We start from the raw sequence: 16,291 nt of genomic DNA on the forward strand, positions 1-16,291 counted from the left end.
TCGCACTACTAAAGTTCTGCAGTAAATTTCTCCGGGGCAAGCCCACGGAGCATTTTAGTGGAACACGTTTTCAAACTTTACAACATTTACTAACGAGGCAAGCCTCGGGGTATTTACCCTCCTATGAATAAAATTGCAGGGTTTAAGACCCTAACCTGAGACCAATTAAATCATCTATATTTTTTTAACTCAAAATCTTCTGAAGGGTTAAACCTCCGTTAAAGTAGATTATTGAGATTAAAGCTTTTGTACTTTTAATAAATAATCTGTGAAAAACCGACTTAGAAATACAGATTTTAGGTGAATAACCATGAAAAACTAACCAGCTACCAGGTGGTAGCACAAATTAATCAATTATGAGAGACCTAGTTTGGCTTATTATCGTTTTATTAATTATTGGATGGTTAATAGGCTATTTCGCCTTTCCAGACCTTGGAAGCATAATCCATATTTTGATCGTGATCGCAGTAATCCTGATCATATACAAACTCCTTACAGGAAGAAGTCTGTAGAAAACAGAGGCCGCCTCGGTAAATATTGAGAAGAAGAATACCTCTATCATCTTCTGGTGATTTTGGATCTTTCTTGTCTTTATTTGAGGCGGTCTCTCAGTTTATGCCTTTTTTGTTAATGCTAAGTTCATCACGGCAAAAATGGAATTAGAGTGGGCAATAGGCAGTAAGTTTTATTCGAAACTATATAATAATGTAAGTTGGTTTTGAGCCTCGGCAAAGACCATAAATCTGTGTCAGTAAGGGAAGTTTGTCTTAAACCCTCGGCCCGGATTACAAATCCGCGCCAGTACTGGAAGTTTGTTCTGAACCTCGGCACGGATTACAAATCTGCGCCAGCAATGAAAGTATGAATTGGTGTGCACATCTGCGGCCGCTCAGTTTTTCTGGTCATAATTAATCCTTAGTCATTAAACTTTAATCATTAAAAAAATGTGGAACCTTAAAGGACAAACCGCAGTAATCACCGGCGGATCAAAAGGAATTGGCAGGGCAACTGTTGAGGAATTTCTCAAGTTGGGTGCAGAAGTGCTCTTTACCGCAAGAAATGCAGATGACATTCTAAAGGTAGAAGATGAATATACAGCTCAGGGTCATGTAGTAAAAGGAATAGTTGCTGATGTCACCAAGGCCGAAGACCGCAATAAAATTGCTACGTGGACACTGAATAACTGGAAAGCAGTGACTATCCTGGTAAACAATGCCGGAATAAATATTCGGAAAAAAGCTACAGATATTTCTGAAGAAGAGCACCGGCAGGTACTGGAAACGAATCTGATTTCACCTTTCCTCCTTGCTCGCGAATTGTATCCGCAACTGGTAAAATCCAAAAACGGAAAGATCATCAATATTTCTTCGGCTGCCGCGACTCAGGATGTTGGCACCGGCACGCCATATGCTATGGCAAAAGCCGGACTTTTACAACAAACCAGAAGTCTGGCTGTGGAATGGGCACGAGACCATATTAGAGTCAATGCGGTTTCACCCTGGTACACACGCACTCCTCTAACCGATTCGGTACTGCAGGGAGAGCGAAAAGAAATGATCTTGCGACGTACTCCGCTCCACCGTATTGCAGAACCCGAAGAAATAGCATCAGTCATCGCATTTTTGGCTATGGATCAATCTTCTTTTATTACGGGACAAAATATAGTCGCTGATGGCGGTATGAGTGTGAAAGCACTTTAAAGTAAGATCTTAGAATTCAGACTTTAGAAGTTAGAAGTACGAAAAAATATTTGTTGTAGGTTCCAGGTTACAAGTTGACACTGTTGCGGGTTGCGGGTTGCGGGTTGCGGGAAATTCTAACATTGAGTCCGACCAAAGGGTGGATTAGTCGAAGTATTTCCTTTTCCCGTTTTACCCCTCCCGATGGCTATCGGGACTAAAAGTGAGCCGGGAAAAGAAGTAGGCAGTGCGCAGTTTTTAGTTGGCAGTCTTTTTTTCAACTGTTTAGCATCTTTACGTCTTGACGAAGGAGCTGACAAGGCGACTGAAGTAATCTCCCCCTTGGATGTAGTACATCTCCATCTGTTCTAGTTTTGATAATCGTCACGAATCACAGATCCGCGCCAACAGCTGGTGTCTTTTCCTATTTTTGGAGAGTTTGTTGAAGTCTCCAAAAACTGATTCTTTATCCGTTCCCAAGAAAATAAGGAACTGCTTCAATAAAAACCAGAACCTAAACGGCCTACGAAAAATTGACGACAAATTTGAAGTGAAAGCAGCGTGAAATTTTAGGCTGTTTGAGCTTATGCGATTCTATCTCGAAACTATTTTATCCTGGCGAGTTCCTAAAATTTAGCTGCTGAACAAAAAATTTAGTAAGCCTGGATTTTTTTGCTTCTTTTTTCCATTGATGAAAAAAGAAGAGGATTCATTTTCGATAAACATACACACTTATAGGTTCTGCTCGTCCAATTGTCGGAGAAATTGATCTTCTACCATGTTACCCCTCACTTTATTCTCAAGTTTTGGAAGAAGCCTTTTGCTATTAGCTTTATCTTAATAGTGGATTGCGAAATTTTGGCTTGAAAATCGTGCTTTTTAGTTTATCGATTAACCAATCCCCAATTCACAAATTAAATAATTCCCATTTTCATATCTTTATCCAGTACCAACTCATATTCAAAATGAAAAAAACACTTCTCTTCCTTCCCCTCCTTTTTTTAATTATCTCCTGCAACAATCAGAAAAAAGAAACTACTATAGTTGAGCAAATTGCAGAAGCTAATGGTTTTGAAAACTGGAACGATGTCGAAGAAATCCGTTACACTTTTAACGTAAAAGTAAATGACAGCCTTAGAACCAGCAGGGCATGGACGTGGAAACCTAAAACACATGAAGTCAGCCTTAATACTGCCAATAACACCGTCACCTATAACCATGAGACAGAAGCAGCTGCAAATGAGAAGATCGACCAGCAGTTTATAAACGACCAGTACTGGCTATTATTCCCATTCCACCTGGTATGGGATGATATGGAGTGGGAGCACACAAAGGAGGCTACCGCACCAATAAGTGGTGAACAAATGCAGCGGGTAACAGTGAAATATCCCGGCGAAGCAGGTTATACTCCCGGCGACATGTACGAGATCTATTTTGGAGAAGATAATATGATCAGGGAGTGGGTATATCTATCGGGTGGCAGCAGGGAAAACCCTTTTGCCACTACCTGGGAAAATTACGAAGAGCATAGAGGAATTCCCATCGCAAAAACACATCGGAACAAAGATGGAAGTTTCGAGCTTTTCTTTACGGATGTTAGTGTTGAATAACAGAGACATCAGACTTTAAAGTCTAGATATTAAAGAGATTTTTAGCAAAACCGTTGGCCATTGGTCTTCCTTGCATTTTTGCGGAACAATTTCAAATCTTCAATTTTATAAATCCTCGTCTCTTGCTTCTTGATACTTATTCCTTTTTAAAGTAATCCTTCAAAACCTGACCAAACTTCCACATGTCCTCATAAGAACAATAGAAAGGCGCCGGCGCTAACCTAATAACGTTGGGTTCCCGCCAGTCGGTGACCACGCCATTCCTCATTAAATAATGAAAGAGTTCTTTTCCCTGTCCGTGTAGGAACACCGATAACTGTGTTCCCCTATCTTTTGGTGTGATAATTTCGAAATTGCAGTGTACTTCCCGCGCAATTTCCTGCAATATAAACTCAAGGTATGCGACGATCCTTTTTCGTTTCTCAATTAAAACCGTCATTCCCACTTCTTCAAACAATTCCAGGGAAGCCAGGTACGGAGCCAGGGCCAACACAGGTGCGTTAGAAATTTGCCAGGCATTGGCATTGGGCTCGGGTTGAAATTCAGGTTCCATCAAAAAACGACGGCCTTTATTATATCCCCACCAGCCCTCAAAACGTGGAATATCTTTCTGCCCATGGTGCCGCTCATGCACAAAACATCCTGAAGCATTTCCCGGGCCGGCATTCATATATTTATAGCTGCACCAGGCAGCAAAATCAGCGCCCCATTCATGCAGATTTAATTCTATATTTCCTGCGGCATGTGCCAGGTCCCATCCAACAAAGGCTCCCACCTCTTTTCCGGCTTTGGTAATCGTCTCCATGTCCAGAGCCTGCCCGTTATAATAATTTACTCCGCCCATGAGCACCAAGGCGCACTCTTCTCCTACTTCGCTAATCTTTTGCAGAATATCTTCGCTTCTAAAATGATGTTCTCCATTTCTTTTCTTTACTTCCACAATAACTTCATCCGGCTCTAATCCATGAAACCGCACCTGACTCGCAATCATGTACTGGTCACTTGGAAAAGCCTTCTCCTCCATAATGATCTTAAATCGCTTAGAAGTTGGCCTGTAAAATGAAACCATCAGTAAATGTAAATTAACGGTTAGGGTATTCATAACCGTAACTTCCGAAGGTTTTGCCCCGACTATGGGAGCCAGTTTTTCTGAAAATCTTTCGTGATAGTCCCACCATGGCTTCTCTGCCTGAAAATGACCTTCCACAGCCAGCCCGGCCCAATCGGTCATGACCTCGTCCACGTATTCCTTTGCGTTCTTTGGCTGCAGCCCCAGGGAATTCCCGGTAAAATAAATGACATCTTTACCGCCTACCTTCGGAAAATGGAATTTATTGCGGTATACTTTTAGAGGATCTTGTTGATCAAGTTGTTGGGCGTAGTCTAAGGTGTTTTGGAAAGTCATCCTGAAAAATTTGTTTCAAAAATACACTTTTTAAGAAGAAATTTTAGGATGGTCTCTAGCTCCCCTCGTTGGGCAACCGGAAAAAAACTAATTCTTTTGCCCCTCCCTAAAGGGTGAGAATTAGTTTTTATTAAACTTTAAATTAGGTTAAAAGATAATCAATACCACGATAATAGTATGTGGAAAGGGGCTCCTTCAGAAGATATATTACATTAATAATCTATTTTTCCGGCAGCCTTTAGGACCGGGGTAACCGGAAAAAAGTTCAAACAAAAGCTTTATAAAAAACTAATTTTTTTGCCCCTCCCTAAAGGGTGAGAATTAGTTTTTATTAAATTTAAACTATGACAAGTTAATCCATATCACGATGATAGTATTTAGAAAGTAGCCCCCCCAAAAAAAATTACAATAACGATTTATTTTTTTCCGGCACCCTTTAGGGCCGGGGCAACCGGAAAAAATACAAATAGTATCCTTTTAAAAAACTAATTCTTTTACCCTTCCCTAAAGAGTGAGAATTAATTTTTATTAAATTTAAAACTATGATAAAAGATAATCCATATCACGATAATAGTATGTAGAAAGTAGACCTTGAAAAAATATATTGTAATCATGATCTATTTTTCCGGCACCCTTTAGGGTTGGGGCAACCGGAAAAAAGCACTAACACCTATCTTTAAATAAGCTACCTTTTTCTACTAATCGTCAACCCATCTCTAACCGGCAACATCACCGTCTCTAATCGATCGTCTTCTGCCAAAAGTCGATTGTATTCTAGTAAAGCCTGAGTCGATTCATCGTCTTTTTTCACCGGCTCCACAACTTTTCCACTCCACAGCACATTATCAGATAAAATTACGCCTCCAGGACGCAGCTTTTCCATTATTTGCTGAAAGTAATCCGGGTAATTTGGTTTATCGGCATCAATAAAGACGAGGTCAAAATTTTCTTTCAGAGCTGGAATAATATGGGTTGCATCTCCTAAATGCTGAACGATCTGTTCTTTCCAGGGAGAGGCCTCAAAATACCTTTTTTGGAGGTCTAGCAGTTCTTCGTTTATATCTATAGTATGCAAAATTCCGCCAGCTTTCATACCTTCTGCCAGGCACAAAGCGGAATATCCCGTGTAAGTCCCAATTTCCAGGATATTCTGCGGATTGATAAGCTTTGACAAAAGACTTAGCAGCCGCCCCTGGTAATGCCCGCTCAGCATTCTCGGTTGCAGTACCTTCTGATTGGTTTCCCGGTTTAATTGCTGTAACAATTCCGGCTCTTTAGCTGAATGTTGAACGACGTAATCGTCTATCTCTTGTGGCAAAAAATGCATGTGGAAGTACGGGTTTAGAAATTAGAAGTACGAAGTGAAAAAAGCTATTGGCTTTTTACCATTAGCTGTTGGTGATAAATCAAAAAGCCGGTTGTGACCAAAATTGAAATTTAATGTTGGAAAATGGGTTGCCTGATATCTGAAATTGGATTATAATTTAGTAACTGCCTACTTTAGACTGTGCACTGCTTACTGAATTAAAACCTTCGTTTCACCGAGCCTGTGAGCTCCTCGATCTCCTCTTTCACCTTGTCAACCTCTTTTTTCACATCGTCGCCAATAGAAGTATCCATGCCTTGTTTTTCGGCGCTTCGCATTACTTCCGACTTAATGTCTTCTGTGGCATTTTTAATGCTGCGCATACCCTTACCCAAACCTCGGGCAATTTCAGGGATTTTATCGGCACCAAACACCATCACCAGGATGAACATGATAAAGGCGATCTCGGCACCACTAATAAATAACGGAAGTGTTTGCATACGTTGCAAATATACTTACTATTCCAGTCACTAGAAAAGTCAGCTTGTTAAAAACTTTTCAGCAATTTTCAGAATGAGTTTTCAGTAAAAATAAATTCCAGCCTATTTAGTTTTTAAAAATTAACCGCATAAAAAAACTCCCCCTCAAAAAGGAGAGTTTTACAAAAGATTTTGGAATAGGATTTCTTCGGAAAAACCAGGTTAGCCCTGAGTTCTCTCCTTGAATTCCTGAAATTTATCTACCTCTGCCTCCTGTGGCCATGAATTGTTGTTCACATTTACATCGGCAGTTTCAAGATCGGGGTCAACTACAATTTTAGTAATCTCTTTGTCAGTTGCCAGCGCCCTGCTGACTTCCTGATCGTTCTTTCTCCAGATTTGTGCCGGATAAGTCACTTTTTCGGAAGTACCGTCGGCATAGGTATACTCAACTATAATAGGCATTACCAATCCGCCCGGTTTATTGAAAGTCACCTGATAAAAATATTTCGGCATTTTCATCTCTGCTCTTTGCTGCGGCGTAAAGTTGTCCATCAAATACTCATTCAAAGTTGTTGAATTTTCCGCAGGAGATTTTCCCTTTAAAGACGCCTCAAATTCTTCACTGCCTTCTTCAACCACATAAAGAATATCCATAGTAGAAGGGTCTTCTACTCCGTAACGTTGAAGCAGCTCTGTTCCCTCTTTGGTAGGTTGATCTGTTACATAATACTTCTTAACTTCTGAAACCCCTATGTCTACATTATCTGTAGTGTAGAACCAGCCTCTCCAGAACCAGTCAAGATCTACAGCCGATGCATCTTCCATTGTTCTGAAGAAATCTTCGGGGGTTGGGTGCTTGAACATCCATCTTTGCGCATAGGTTTTAAAAGCGTAATCAAAAAGTTCTTTTCCCATTACGGTCTCCCGCAGAATATTTAGTGCAGTTGCCGGTTTTCCGTAGGCATTATTTCCTAACTGATAAACATTTTCTGGGTTGGACATGATGGGAGAGATGTATTTCTGATCTCCCTTCATGTAATCTACAATCTTTGAAGGCTCTCCCCTTCTTGAAGGATATTTGGTATGCGGTTCAATATCATTCGGAAATTTTTCACCGTATTCCTGTTCGGCCACATACTGCATAAAGGTGTCAAGTCCTTCATCCATCCAGCCCCACTGGCGCTCATCAGAATTTACGATCATAGGGAAGAAGTTGTGTCCTACCTCGTGGATAATCACACTCATCATTCCATATTTCACACGGTCACTGTACGTGCCATCTTCATTTGGCCTTCCATAGTTCCAGCAAATCATAGGATATTCCATTCCCTGGTTCTTGGCATGTACCGAGATTGCCTTTGGGTAAGGATAGGCAAAAGTGTGATCTGAATATGATTTTAAGGTATGCGCAACAACTTTGGTAGAATAGTCTTCCCACAGCGGGTTACCTTCTTGTGGGTACAGAGATACGGCCATCACGTCTTTCTCTCCAAGATCTACAGCCATCATGTCCCAGATAAATTTACGGGAGGTAGCAAAAGCAAAATCCCTTACCATCTCAGCTTTAAGCTTCCAGGTTTTCTTCTTATCAGAAAAACCTTTTTCGGCTGCTTCAGCTTCTTCCTGAGTCACGATCATTACAGGCTTATCATACGACTTCTTAGCCTGCTCATAGCGACGCATCATTTCTTTTGAAAAAACCTCTTTTCGGTTTACCAGCTCTCCGGTCCCGTCAAGAATATGATCTGCAGGCACAGTAATATTTACCTCGTAATCTCCAAAAGGAAGCGCGAACTCACCATTTCCCCAAAACTGGTAATTCTGCCATCCTTCTACATCATTGTAAACGGCCATTCGGGGGAAAAACTGTGCTATCACATAACTGTTGTTCCCATCTTCTGGAAAATGTTCAAATCCAGAACGCCCCCTGTCTTCAAGATGATTGTTAATATTGTACCACCAAGCAATGTCAAAAGTGAATTTTTCTCCTGCCTTTAATGGCTGCGGAAGATCTACCCGCATCATAGTATTGTTGATAACCGTTTTTAAAGGCTTGCCATTGGCACTTACTTCAGTAATATTAAAACCTCCATCAAAAGGTTCCTGCATATATTCTGAAACAAAGTTACCCGGCTGCGCCACCGGTGCTATTCCATTACCATCTTTTAATTTGGCTACAGATTCTTTAGAGCGAATATTTTGATCAAGTTGCACCCAAAGATATTCAAGTACATCGGGAGAATTATTGTGGTAAGTGATGGTCTCGTGCCCCGTTAACTTTTGATTTTTATCATCCAGTTCAATGTCCATTTTATAATCGGCTTCATTCTGATAATAAGCAGGACCGGGTGCACCACTACCGGTGCGATATTGGTTTGGGGTTGAAAATTCCTGGTACAACTGCCGGAATTTATTCTCATTGAGGTGGCCTCCCTCCTTTTGCTCTGCTTGCTGCTCTGCCTCCTGCGCATAAAGGCCGGCCGACATTAAAATAAAAAAAGCCGCAAAGGCAGTTTTAATAGATTTCATATGTAGTTTCTGAGTTTAGGTTGCTAAAAATAACTGAATTTATAAGTTTCACAATTTTAATTGCTGAATTTTAACGTGCCGCCCGGCGCATCACGCATGAGTAAGAGACTTTTTATCTTCCCACCGTACTCGACTTTTATTACATTTTTTTGCTCCGGAAAAAGATCTGTCAAAATGCTATTTTCGACACCTATGTTTTTTATAGGTTCCACGTCTTCCACCTCAAGGTACACCAGTAGCTGGTCTTTATCATATTCTTTACCTATGTAGTTAACAGCACGTTGCTCGCCATTTACAGTTACACGGAACTTATCCCCGAAATATTTCTGAATAAATTCATCGGCCGCAGGGTGTTCATTCCCTTTGATAAGCGTTAAACTCTCACTGTACCGGGTTTGCAGAAGGTCTTCCATATCATCTGTAAAAACATGGGAAATTATCTGGAGGGAACGCTGTTTTTCGTTGTATTCAATATTTGTCGCACTAACATAGAATTTATGCACAGCAGTAAAAGCCAGTAAAGGCAGGGCAATTAAAAAAAGTAAAACTGTTCTTTTCATGGATTCTTCTGTACCTGAAGTTGTCTTCTGTGTAACAAAGACCGTTCCACAGCAGGTGTGGTAAATGAGACTGAAGCAAACCAAAAAGGTTTAAAGTCAGTAAGAAATTATGGTTTGGATATGGGAGCTCCCTGGAAAATGCTTGGTCATTTGGGTAGAACGCAGCAGAGGTCAGTATCTTTTCTGAAAAGGAAATCTTCTAAAGATGCTCTTTCCTCTGTAGAGGAGGAGAAAAGGAAGGAAAAAATGACATTTTTGACACCCACTCCAGATTGTAAGCCTCAAATCATTCAGCTCAAATTTATCCGTTAACAACCTGATTTTAAAAGTAGTTCAAAATGCCATTTTTGAGAGGAATTCTGCAAATTGAGTTAGCTTGTTATGCTGAGTCTTTTAAAAATCTTTCTTTAGCTTTTCAGGATCCTGTCGTGCATCAAAAAAAGTCAACAGGTGAACTTCAATATCATTAAATTGGTAATATAAAGTAGTTTGTTTAGTAATTACACACTTTCTCAAACCACTTTCTTCATCTGATTCCGGAAAAACATCTGGCTGATCTTTAATGATTTGGATGTTCTTATCCAGCTCTTTTATAAAGTCCGATTTTACTTTAAAAGACTATTCTTCCATTAAATATTCAAAAAGAGCTTCTAATCTTTTTTCCGCTATTTCTGAAATTATAATCTTTCTACTCATTATCTATGTTTGCTCATAAATGACTCGTAGTCTGACGATTTTTCTTCCTCTATCTGTTTTTTTGCAGTTTTAATTTCTTTCTTTTGGTCAGTAGTGAGTTCGTCCCAAAAATCAGCAGTTTTTTCTTTTTTGAAGATCTGCTTGATAGATTGAATAATCTTTGGATTGTTAGTGTTTAATAACAATTTTGCCAATTCTATCTTCTCAGCTTGAATATCCATCTTTACGTCCTTTATTACAAAATAAGAATTCTTGTTTCAAATTAAATTCTTCTTCGGTTGTCTTCAATGCAGCATAACTCCTCAATACTCAATACTTCATACTCACTACTAATGACTATTTGCTCGCAAACAACCTGACATCTTCTTCGCTGACTTCCTGACCACCGAGTATAATGAGCCGTTCCACCACATTACGCAGCTCCCGGATGTTTCCTGTCCAGTTGTATTCTTTCAGCAAATTAAGTGCGTCTTCGGTAAAGGTTTTTTTATTTACTCCCTGTTCTTCAGAAATTTTGTCTGAGAAAAAATTTACGAGTAACGGGATGTCATCCCTTCTTTCGTTGAGCCCAGGGACTTTGATGAGGATCACCGCCAACCTGTGATAAAGATCTTCCCGAAAGTTGTTTTCTTCAATCTCTTTTTTGAGGTCTTTATTGGTAGCTGCAATTACGCGAACGTTTACCTTGATGTCTTTGTCGCTCCCCACTCTTGAAATCTTGCTCTCTTGCAGTGCACGTAAGACTTTAGCCTGCGCTGAGAGGCTCATATCACCTACCTCATCAAGAAAGATTGTACCACCGTTAGCGGCTTCAAATTTCCCGGCACGGTCTTTATTTGCCGAAGTAAATGCCCCTTTTACGTGCCCAAAAAGTTCACTTTCAATCAATTCGGAAGGAATAGCAGCACAGTTCATTTCAATCATAGGTCCGGCTGAACGATCACTTTTTTGATGTAACCAGTGGGCCACCAGTTCTTTTCCAGTCCCGTTGGGGCCAGTAACAAGTACTCTTGCATCTGTAGGTGCCACCTTCTCAATGATGTTCTTGATCCTTGTAATAGCTTCAGATTCTCCTATCATCTCGAAGTTCTTACCCACTTTTTTCTTAAGACGGGTATTTTCTACCATCAGCTCTTTCCTGTCGAGGGCGTTGCGTACAGTGTTGAGTAACCTGTTAAGATCGGGCGGCTTCGAGATATAATCAAAGGCCCCGAGCCGCATGGTATTCACTGCAGTGTCTAGATCGCCATGACCAGAGATCATGACTATAGGAATTTCAGGTTTTATTTTTTTAGCCGCTTCCAATACCTCTACCCCATCCATTTTTGGCATCTTGATATCGCACAGGACAAGATCGTAGTCCTGGTCTTTTATTTTTTCAACCCCCTCAAGGCCATCAGCAGCTTCCTCGACTTCGTAGTTAGCATTTTCTTCAGTAAGTATCTTGATCAAAACCCTTCTAATGGCGGCTTCGTCTTCAATCAAAAGTATTTTTGGCATGCTTCTAAATTTTAAATTTTATTCCGCTTCGGCCGTAAAAAGTATTAGTTTCATTTACCACATAAACATCATCTTTGTCCCCATCTCTAAGCCTTATATCGTTCATAATGGTATGACCGGCGTAGAGGTAATATACTAAATGTTTAGTAAAGTTATATTCATAACCTATTCCTCCCAGCACAATGGTCATAGAAATATTTTCTGCTACCTTTCCTGTGGTAGACATCAGCCTGTTGTTCTGAATATTAGCAAAAAAACCATCTAAAGTAGCAAAGAGCTGCAGGTGATGTTTTTCGTTAAAAGAGTACTTAAGGTTTGACTTTGGAACCCCGGCAGAATAAGACCAGTTGGGTGAAATTTCCCGGTAGTAATTCACCACCGGTAACGGGAACGGCATTCCTGAAGTGGTAGAATAATGAAGCCCTAGTATTAACCTCCAGGGCTTAAGGTTTTCTTCGCCGTTCTCATCTTTAATAAAAAATACTGAACCGGTATAAAGGAGGTCGTCATTTAGCGCCTCTCCTAATTCAAAGTTAGAGGCCAGCATTACACCTGCCGTGGCCGCAAATCTCCAGTTCTTCTGCATTTTAAAGGTATAGCCCAGGCTGGCAGTAAAAGACTGGTACCTGTCTAAGTCCTCTCTTCCGGTGACCGGAGCCTTATCTTCATATTTGAAGTTAATGTTCTCGTACTCTATTCCCGGAAACAGGTAACTGCCTTCTTTCTTCAGTTTTATAGGAAAGTTGGCAAAGGTCCTGAACCTCCTGAAAGAGTTGTCTGAATCTGACTGCGGAAAGTACGTATATTCAATTCTGGCAAGATCTGTATTTTGCCCCTGCATGTCGTAAAGTCCGGAAAACAGCAGGGCAACAATTAGATAAAAGATTAAATTTTTCATTTTTTTATTTGGGTTGCTAGTGTAAAGTAACACAAGCTTCATGGGGAACCCTCTCAAAAAAATCTTAATATTTCAGCCATTTATACAAATCCTTATATCCGGGTTTTTTACCGTACATCAAAATCCCAACCCTGTAGATCTTTGCAGCTACCCATACCACACCTGCTATAGTAAGGAATAGAATAGCTATAGATATAGCCAATTCCCACCATGCTACCCCAAATGGTATGCGCATAAGCATCACGATTGGCGATGTAAGCGGGATCATTGAAAATACTGTGGAAACAACCCCATGCGGATTTTTAATTACAGCAAAGAAGCCTACGTAGATACCCAGCATTAAAGGCAGTATTACCGGAAGCATGAACTGCTGCGTATCGGTTTCGTTATCAACAGCTGCGCCAATTGCCGCATAAATGGCACTGTATAAGAAATAACCTCCTATAAAGTAAACCAGGAAACTTACCAGCAGTAACAGCATAGGTAAATTTGCGATATCTATAACCAGTTGCTGAAGTTCATTGTCGCTAATCTGTTCCATTGCCTGCTGCTGCGGGCCGTGGAGTTCGGCCATGCTCATCCCAGAAATTGCAGTAATTACAGTAAGCATTACTCCTCCCAGGATCACCCAGATAAGAAACTGAGTAATTCCGGCAAGAGAAGTGCCCAGTATTTTACCCAGCATAAGATGTATAGGTTTTACAGAAGAAATTATGATCTCAATAATGCGGTTGGTCTTTTCTTCAATCACACTGCGCATTACCATGTTTCCGTAGATAATAATGAACATCATCAACAGGTAACCGGCTGCCCCGCCAAAAAACATCTTGACATAAGTTGACATTTTTGAAGTCTTTTCGCCCGAAAAATTCTGGATACCAATATCCACCTTTGCTCTCGAAGACGCAATAACATCCAGGTCAATTCCGCGGGCCAGCAGCTGCCTGTTGGTAAGTTTTTCGGCAATGGTCTTCTCTATCTCGCTCAAAAACCCAAAGGCCGGGGCTTCTTTGGCAAAGAACTCAATATCGGGAACCCTGTTCTCCTGCAGTTGCGGGATGTGCAGCAATCCGTAATATTCTTTTTCTTTTACAATGGTCTTAGCTGCTTCAAGTTCAATATTAGATAGGTCAATAAACTTAACATCCCTAGAACTGTCAAAATCATCTACAAAGATCCCGCTTTCATCATTGACTCCAATTACGTGCTGCTCTTCGGAATTTAGGTTTACCAGGTAAGCAATAAGCACGATCATCCCAACGAGGATAAGAGGGCTCAAAAATGTCATTACGATGAAGGCTTTATTTTTGACCCTTGCCAGGTATTCCCTCCTGATAATTAGTTTTAGGTTACGCATTGGTGGTAACGGTTTTTATGAATATATCATTTACTGAAGGAATCACTTCCACAAAATGGTTTACCTCTGCCCGGGAGGTGAGAAAAGTAAGTAGTTCGTTTGGTGAAGCATCGCCGTCAATCTGAATCTGCAGCTTAAGATCGTCATTGATGCTTTTAAACTCGGTGTCAGAAATGCGGAATTTCTCCTCCAGTTCCTTCCTTAGATTTTCGGGCCGGGCAGCCATTAGCCCCACTTCATAAGTGTTCGATTTGTACTGCCTCTTAATTTCATTCACTTCCCCATCAAGTAATTTGTTTCCCCGATGTATCAACGCCATATAGTCACACATTTCTTCCACGCTTTCCATTCTATGGGTAGAGAACAGGATCGTGGCACCATCGCGCCGCAACTGCAAAATTTCGTCTTTGATCAAATTTGCATTCACAGGGTCAAAACCACTAAAGGGTTCGTCAAAGATCAGCAATTTTGGACGGTGTAAAACCGTGACCACAAATTGCACTTTTTGGGCCATCCCTTTTGAAAGCTCCTGAATCTTTTTACCCCACCAGTCTTCAATATTCAGTCTCTTAAACCAATACTGAAGCCGCTCTTTGGCTTCAGCTTTTGAAAGGCCTTTGAGCTGTGCAAGGTACAGGGCCTGCTCTCCCACTTTCATGGATTTATAAAGCCCCCGCTCTTCCGGAAGGTAACCTATATGCTGAATATCGTTTGGCTGTAGCGCCCGCCCGTCAAGCAACATCCTGCCACTGTCGGGCAGGGTTATTTGATTGATGATCCTTATAAAGGTAGTCTTCCCTGCTCCATTAGGCCCTAAAAGGCCAAAGATGCTTCCTCTTGGAATCTCCAGAGAAATGTTGTTGAGTGCTGTGAAGTTACCAAACTGTTTTGAAACATTTTCGGCTACCAAAAGGTTATTCATATACGGGCTTTGTGTAAAGATAGAGTTTTGAAAAAAGCTTTATCGCCATTAGGAAGAATTTAAGATTCTCTAAAATGCGAAAAACGTTATCCCATTAAATGCAAAACCCACCCTTAATTGACTTAAGGATGGGAAAAAAATTGCTATGAAAAAGAAAAATTTACCACTAACCTGAATTAGTGATGCTCAAATATATGCAAAAATTTTTAACAAATGCAAATTATGTAAACATATCTTTAACTTTTTCAAAAAATGATTTATCAGATTTTTCGGGCTTCGGCTGGAAGTGTTCATCATTTGCCATACGCTCAAAAAAGTCTTTTTGTTCCTTGTTAAGCGTTTTTGGAGTCCACACATTTACGTGCACTAAAAGATCGCCTTTTCCGTAGCCATTTATGTTCGGTATACCTTTGCCCCTAAGGCGCAAAATCTTTCCAGATTGTACACCTTCATCTATCTTGATGCGAACCTTTCCTGATACTGTATCAATTTCTCTTGAGGTTCCCAGCACAGCCTCAGAAAGGCTGATGTAAAGATCATAATGAAGATTATCTCCTTCCCGTTGCAGTACAGGATGCTCTTTTTCTTCAATGGCTACCAGGAGGTCTCCGGGAACGCCATTGCCGGGTGCTTCGTTACCTTTCCCTGATACTTTGAGCTGCATCCCTTCTACTACCCCTGCAGGAATTTTAATAGAAACGGTCTCTTCGTTTACTACAAGTCCCTGAGCATCGGCATCGGCAGGACGATTATCGATCATTTGTCCGCTTCCGCCACAAGTAGTACAGGGGGTAGCGGTTTGCATACGCCCTAAAATAGTATTTGTCACACGGGTCACCTGGCCTGTACCGTTACATGTTGAACATGTTTTATAGGTAGTACCCGGTGCCTGGACTTTTCTTTTAACCTTTATCTTTTTCTCGGTACCATTGGCAATTTCTTCGAGGGTGAGGGCTACGCGAATTCGCAGGTTACTACCTTTAGCCCTTCGCTGGCCGCCAAAGCCGCCACCAAAGCCCGAGAAACCTCCGCCGCCGCCAAAAGCACCGCCAAAAATATCTCCAAACTGGCTAAAAATATCATCCATATTCATTCCGCCACCACCGCCACCAAAGCCGCCATTCTCAAATGCCTGGTGACCAAAGCGATCATATCGTGCCCGCTTATCTTCGTTGCTTAGAACTTCATAAGCTTCGGCAGCTTTTTTAAACATTTCCTCTGCCTTAGAGTCTCCCGGATTTTTGTCGGGATGAAATTCTATAGCCTTCTTGCGGTACGCCTTTTTGATTTCGGCTGTGGTCGCGTTCTTGCTTAATCCTAATATTTCGTAATAGTCCTCTTTCATGA

Annotated in this window: 14 protein-coding genes; 3 read left to right on the forward strand and 11 right to left on the reverse strand. The window is 40.9% G+C overall.

Annotation, left to right across the window (positions count from 1 at the left end; all coding sequences use genetic code 11):
• The first annotated feature begins 356 nt into the window (after positions 1 to 356).
• The 3 genes from ACQ93I_RS14955 to ACQ93I_RS14965 all read left to right on the forward strand — a co-directional run bounded on the left by ACQ93I_RS14955 (position 357) and on the right by ACQ93I_RS14965 (position 3,289).
• Positions 357 to 512 carry a lmo0937 family membrane protein gene (locus ACQ93I_RS14955; RefSeq protein ID WP_029038389.1) on the forward strand — a complete coding sequence of 52 codons (156 nt, stop codon included), beginning with the start codon at positions 357 to 359 and terminating at the stop codon, positions 510 to 512.
• Positions 513 to 944: 432 nt separating this feature from the next.
• Complete coding sequence (locus ACQ93I_RS14960; protein ID WP_266068660.1) at positions 945 to 1,700, forward strand: SDR family oxidoreductase; 756 nt, start codon at positions 945 to 947, stop codon at positions 1,698 to 1,700.
• Positions 1,701 to 2,644: 944 nt separating this feature from the next.
• A complete protein-coding gene (locus ACQ93I_RS14965; RefSeq protein ID WP_266068658.1) occupies positions 2,645 to 3,289 on the forward strand; it encodes a hypothetical protein in 645 nt (214 codons plus the stop codon).
• Positions 3,290 to 3,425: 136 nt separating this feature from the next.
• On the opposite strand, the gene kynU is transcribed toward ACQ93I_RS14965, so the two are convergent.
• From kynU to dnaJ, 11 genes are all read right to left on the reverse strand, one after another.
• Positions 3,426 to 4,694, reverse strand: a complete 1,269-nt coding sequence (gene kynU / locus ACQ93I_RS14970) for a kynureninase (RefSeq protein WP_431699215.1) — start codon at positions 4,692 to 4,694, stop codon at positions 3,426 to 3,428.
• 685 nt (positions 4,695 to 5,379) lie between these two features.
• Positions 5,380 to 6,021 (reverse strand): O-methyltransferase, encoded by a 642-nt coding sequence (locus ACQ93I_RS14975; RefSeq protein WP_431699216.1) that lies wholly within the window; start codon positions 6,019 to 6,021, stop codon positions 5,380 to 5,382.
• 197 nt (positions 6,022 to 6,218) lie between these two features.
• Complete coding sequence (locus tag ACQ93I_RS14980; RefSeq protein WP_345597910.1) at positions 6,219 to 6,500, reverse strand: Sec-independent protein translocase subunit TatA/TatB; 282 nt, start codon at positions 6,498 to 6,500, stop codon at positions 6,219 to 6,221.
• Positions 6,501 to 6,701: 201 nt separating this feature from the next.
• The gene (locus ACQ93I_RS14985; RefSeq protein WP_431699217.1) at positions 6,702 to 9,011 is read right to left on the reverse strand and encodes a M1 family metallopeptidase; all 2,310 of its coding nucleotides are present in this window, start codon (positions 9,009 to 9,011) and stop codon (positions 6,702 to 6,704) included.
• 56 nt (positions 9,012 to 9,067) lie between these two features.
• Complete coding sequence (locus ACQ93I_RS14990) at positions 9,068 to 9,571, reverse strand: DUF6702 family protein (RefSeq protein ID WP_431699219.1); 504 nt, start codon at positions 9,569 to 9,571, stop codon at positions 9,068 to 9,070.
• 695 nt (positions 9,572 to 10,266) lie between these two features.
• A complete protein-coding gene (locus tag ACQ93I_RS14995) occupies positions 10,267 to 10,488 on the reverse strand; it encodes a hypothetical protein (RefSeq protein WP_431699220.1) in 222 nt (73 codons plus the stop codon).
• 115 nt (positions 10,489 to 10,603) lie between these two features.
• The gene (locus ACQ93I_RS15000) at positions 10,604 to 11,767 is read right to left on the reverse strand and encodes a sigma-54-dependent transcriptional regulator (RefSeq protein ID WP_431699221.1); all 1,164 of its coding nucleotides are present in this window, start codon (positions 11,765 to 11,767) and stop codon (positions 10,604 to 10,606) included.
• A gap of 4 nt (positions 11,768 to 11,771) precedes the next feature.
• The gene (locus ACQ93I_RS15005) at positions 11,772 to 12,665 is read right to left on the reverse strand and encodes a DUF6268 family outer membrane beta-barrel protein (protein ID WP_431699222.1); all 894 of its coding nucleotides are present in this window, start codon (positions 12,663 to 12,665) and stop codon (positions 11,772 to 11,774) included.
• Between the two features lie 64 nt (positions 12,666 to 12,729).
• Positions 12,730 to 14,022, reverse strand: coding sequence for an ABC transporter permease (locus ACQ93I_RS15010; protein WP_431699223.1), 1,293 nt, complete (start codon positions 14,020 to 14,022; stop codon positions 12,730 to 12,732).
• Positions 14,015 to 14,944, reverse strand: coding sequence for an ABC transporter ATP-binding protein (locus tag ACQ93I_RS15015; protein WP_431699224.1), 930 nt, complete (start codon positions 14,942 to 14,944; stop codon positions 14,015 to 14,017). Before ACQ93I_RS15015 ends, ACQ93I_RS15010 begins: the two co-directional genes overlap by 8 nt.
• A gap of 220 nt (positions 14,945 to 15,164) precedes the next feature.
• Complete coding sequence (dnaJ, locus tag ACQ93I_RS15020; RefSeq protein WP_431699225.1) at positions 15,165 to 16,289, reverse strand: molecular chaperone DnaJ; 1,125 nt, start codon at positions 16,287 to 16,289, stop codon at positions 15,165 to 15,167.
• Positions 16,290 to 16,291: the final 2 nt, after the last annotated feature.

The sequence above is a fragment of the Salinimicrobium sp. WS361 genome, assembly GCF_050750585.1.
In the GTDB taxonomy this organism is placed as follows: Bacteria; Bacteroidota; Bacteroidia; order Flavobacteriales; family Flavobacteriaceae; genus Salinimicrobium.

Bases quoted from the DNA above. Each gene is read 5' to 3' on its own strand.
- ACQ93I_RS15015 (WP_431699224.1), bottom strand. From the start codon at position 14,944: ATGAATAACCTTTTGGTAGCCGAAAATGTTTCAAAACAGTTTGGTAAC.
- ACQ93I_RS14975 (WP_431699216.1), bottom strand. From the start codon at position 6,021: ATGCATTTTTTGCCACAAGAGATAGACGATTACGTCGTTCAACATTCA.
- ACQ93I_RS14990 (WP_431699219.1), bottom strand. From the start codon at position 9,571: ATGAAAAGAACAGTTTTACTTTTTTTAATTGCCCTGCCTTTACTGGCT.
- ACQ93I_RS14965 (WP_266068658.1), top strand. From the start codon at position 2,645: ATGAAAAAAACACTTCTCTTCCTTCCCCTCCTTTTTTTAATTATCTCC.
- ACQ93I_RS15010 (WP_431699223.1), bottom strand. From the start codon at position 14,022: ATGCGTAACCTAAAACTAATTATCAGGAGGGAATACCTGGCAAGGGTC.
- ACQ93I_RS14980 (WP_345597910.1), bottom strand. From the start codon at position 6,500: ATGCAAACACTTCCGTTATTTATTAGTGGTGCCGAGATCGCCTTTATC.
- dnaJ (WP_431699225.1), bottom strand. From the start codon at position 16,289: ATGAAAGAGGACTATTACGAAATATTAGGATTAAGCAAGAACGCGACC.
- ACQ93I_RS14960 (WP_266068660.1), top strand. From the start codon at position 945: ATGTGGAACCTTAAAGGACAAACCGCAGTAATCACCGGCGGATCAAAA.
- ACQ93I_RS14995 (WP_431699220.1), bottom strand. From the start codon at position 10,488: ATGGATATTCAAGCTGAGAAGATAGAATTGGCAAAATTGTTATTAAAC.
- ACQ93I_RS15000 (WP_431699221.1), bottom strand. From the start codon at position 11,767: ATGCCAAAAATACTTTTGATTGAAGACGAAGCCGCCATTAGAAGGGTT.
- ACQ93I_RS14985 (WP_431699217.1), bottom strand. From the start codon at position 9,011: ATGAAATCTATTAAAACTGCCTTTGCGGCTTTTTTTATTTTAATGTCG.
- ACQ93I_RS14955 (WP_029038389.1), top strand. From the start codon at position 357: ATGAGAGACCTAGTTTGGCTTATTATCGTTTTATTAATTATTGGATGG.
- kynU (WP_431699215.1), bottom strand. From the start codon at position 4,694: ATGACTTTCCAAAACACCTTAGACTACGCCCAACAACTTGATCAACAA.
- ACQ93I_RS15005 (WP_431699222.1), bottom strand. From the start codon at position 12,665: ATGAAAAATTTAATCTTTTATCTAATTGTTGCCCTGCTGTTTTCCGGA.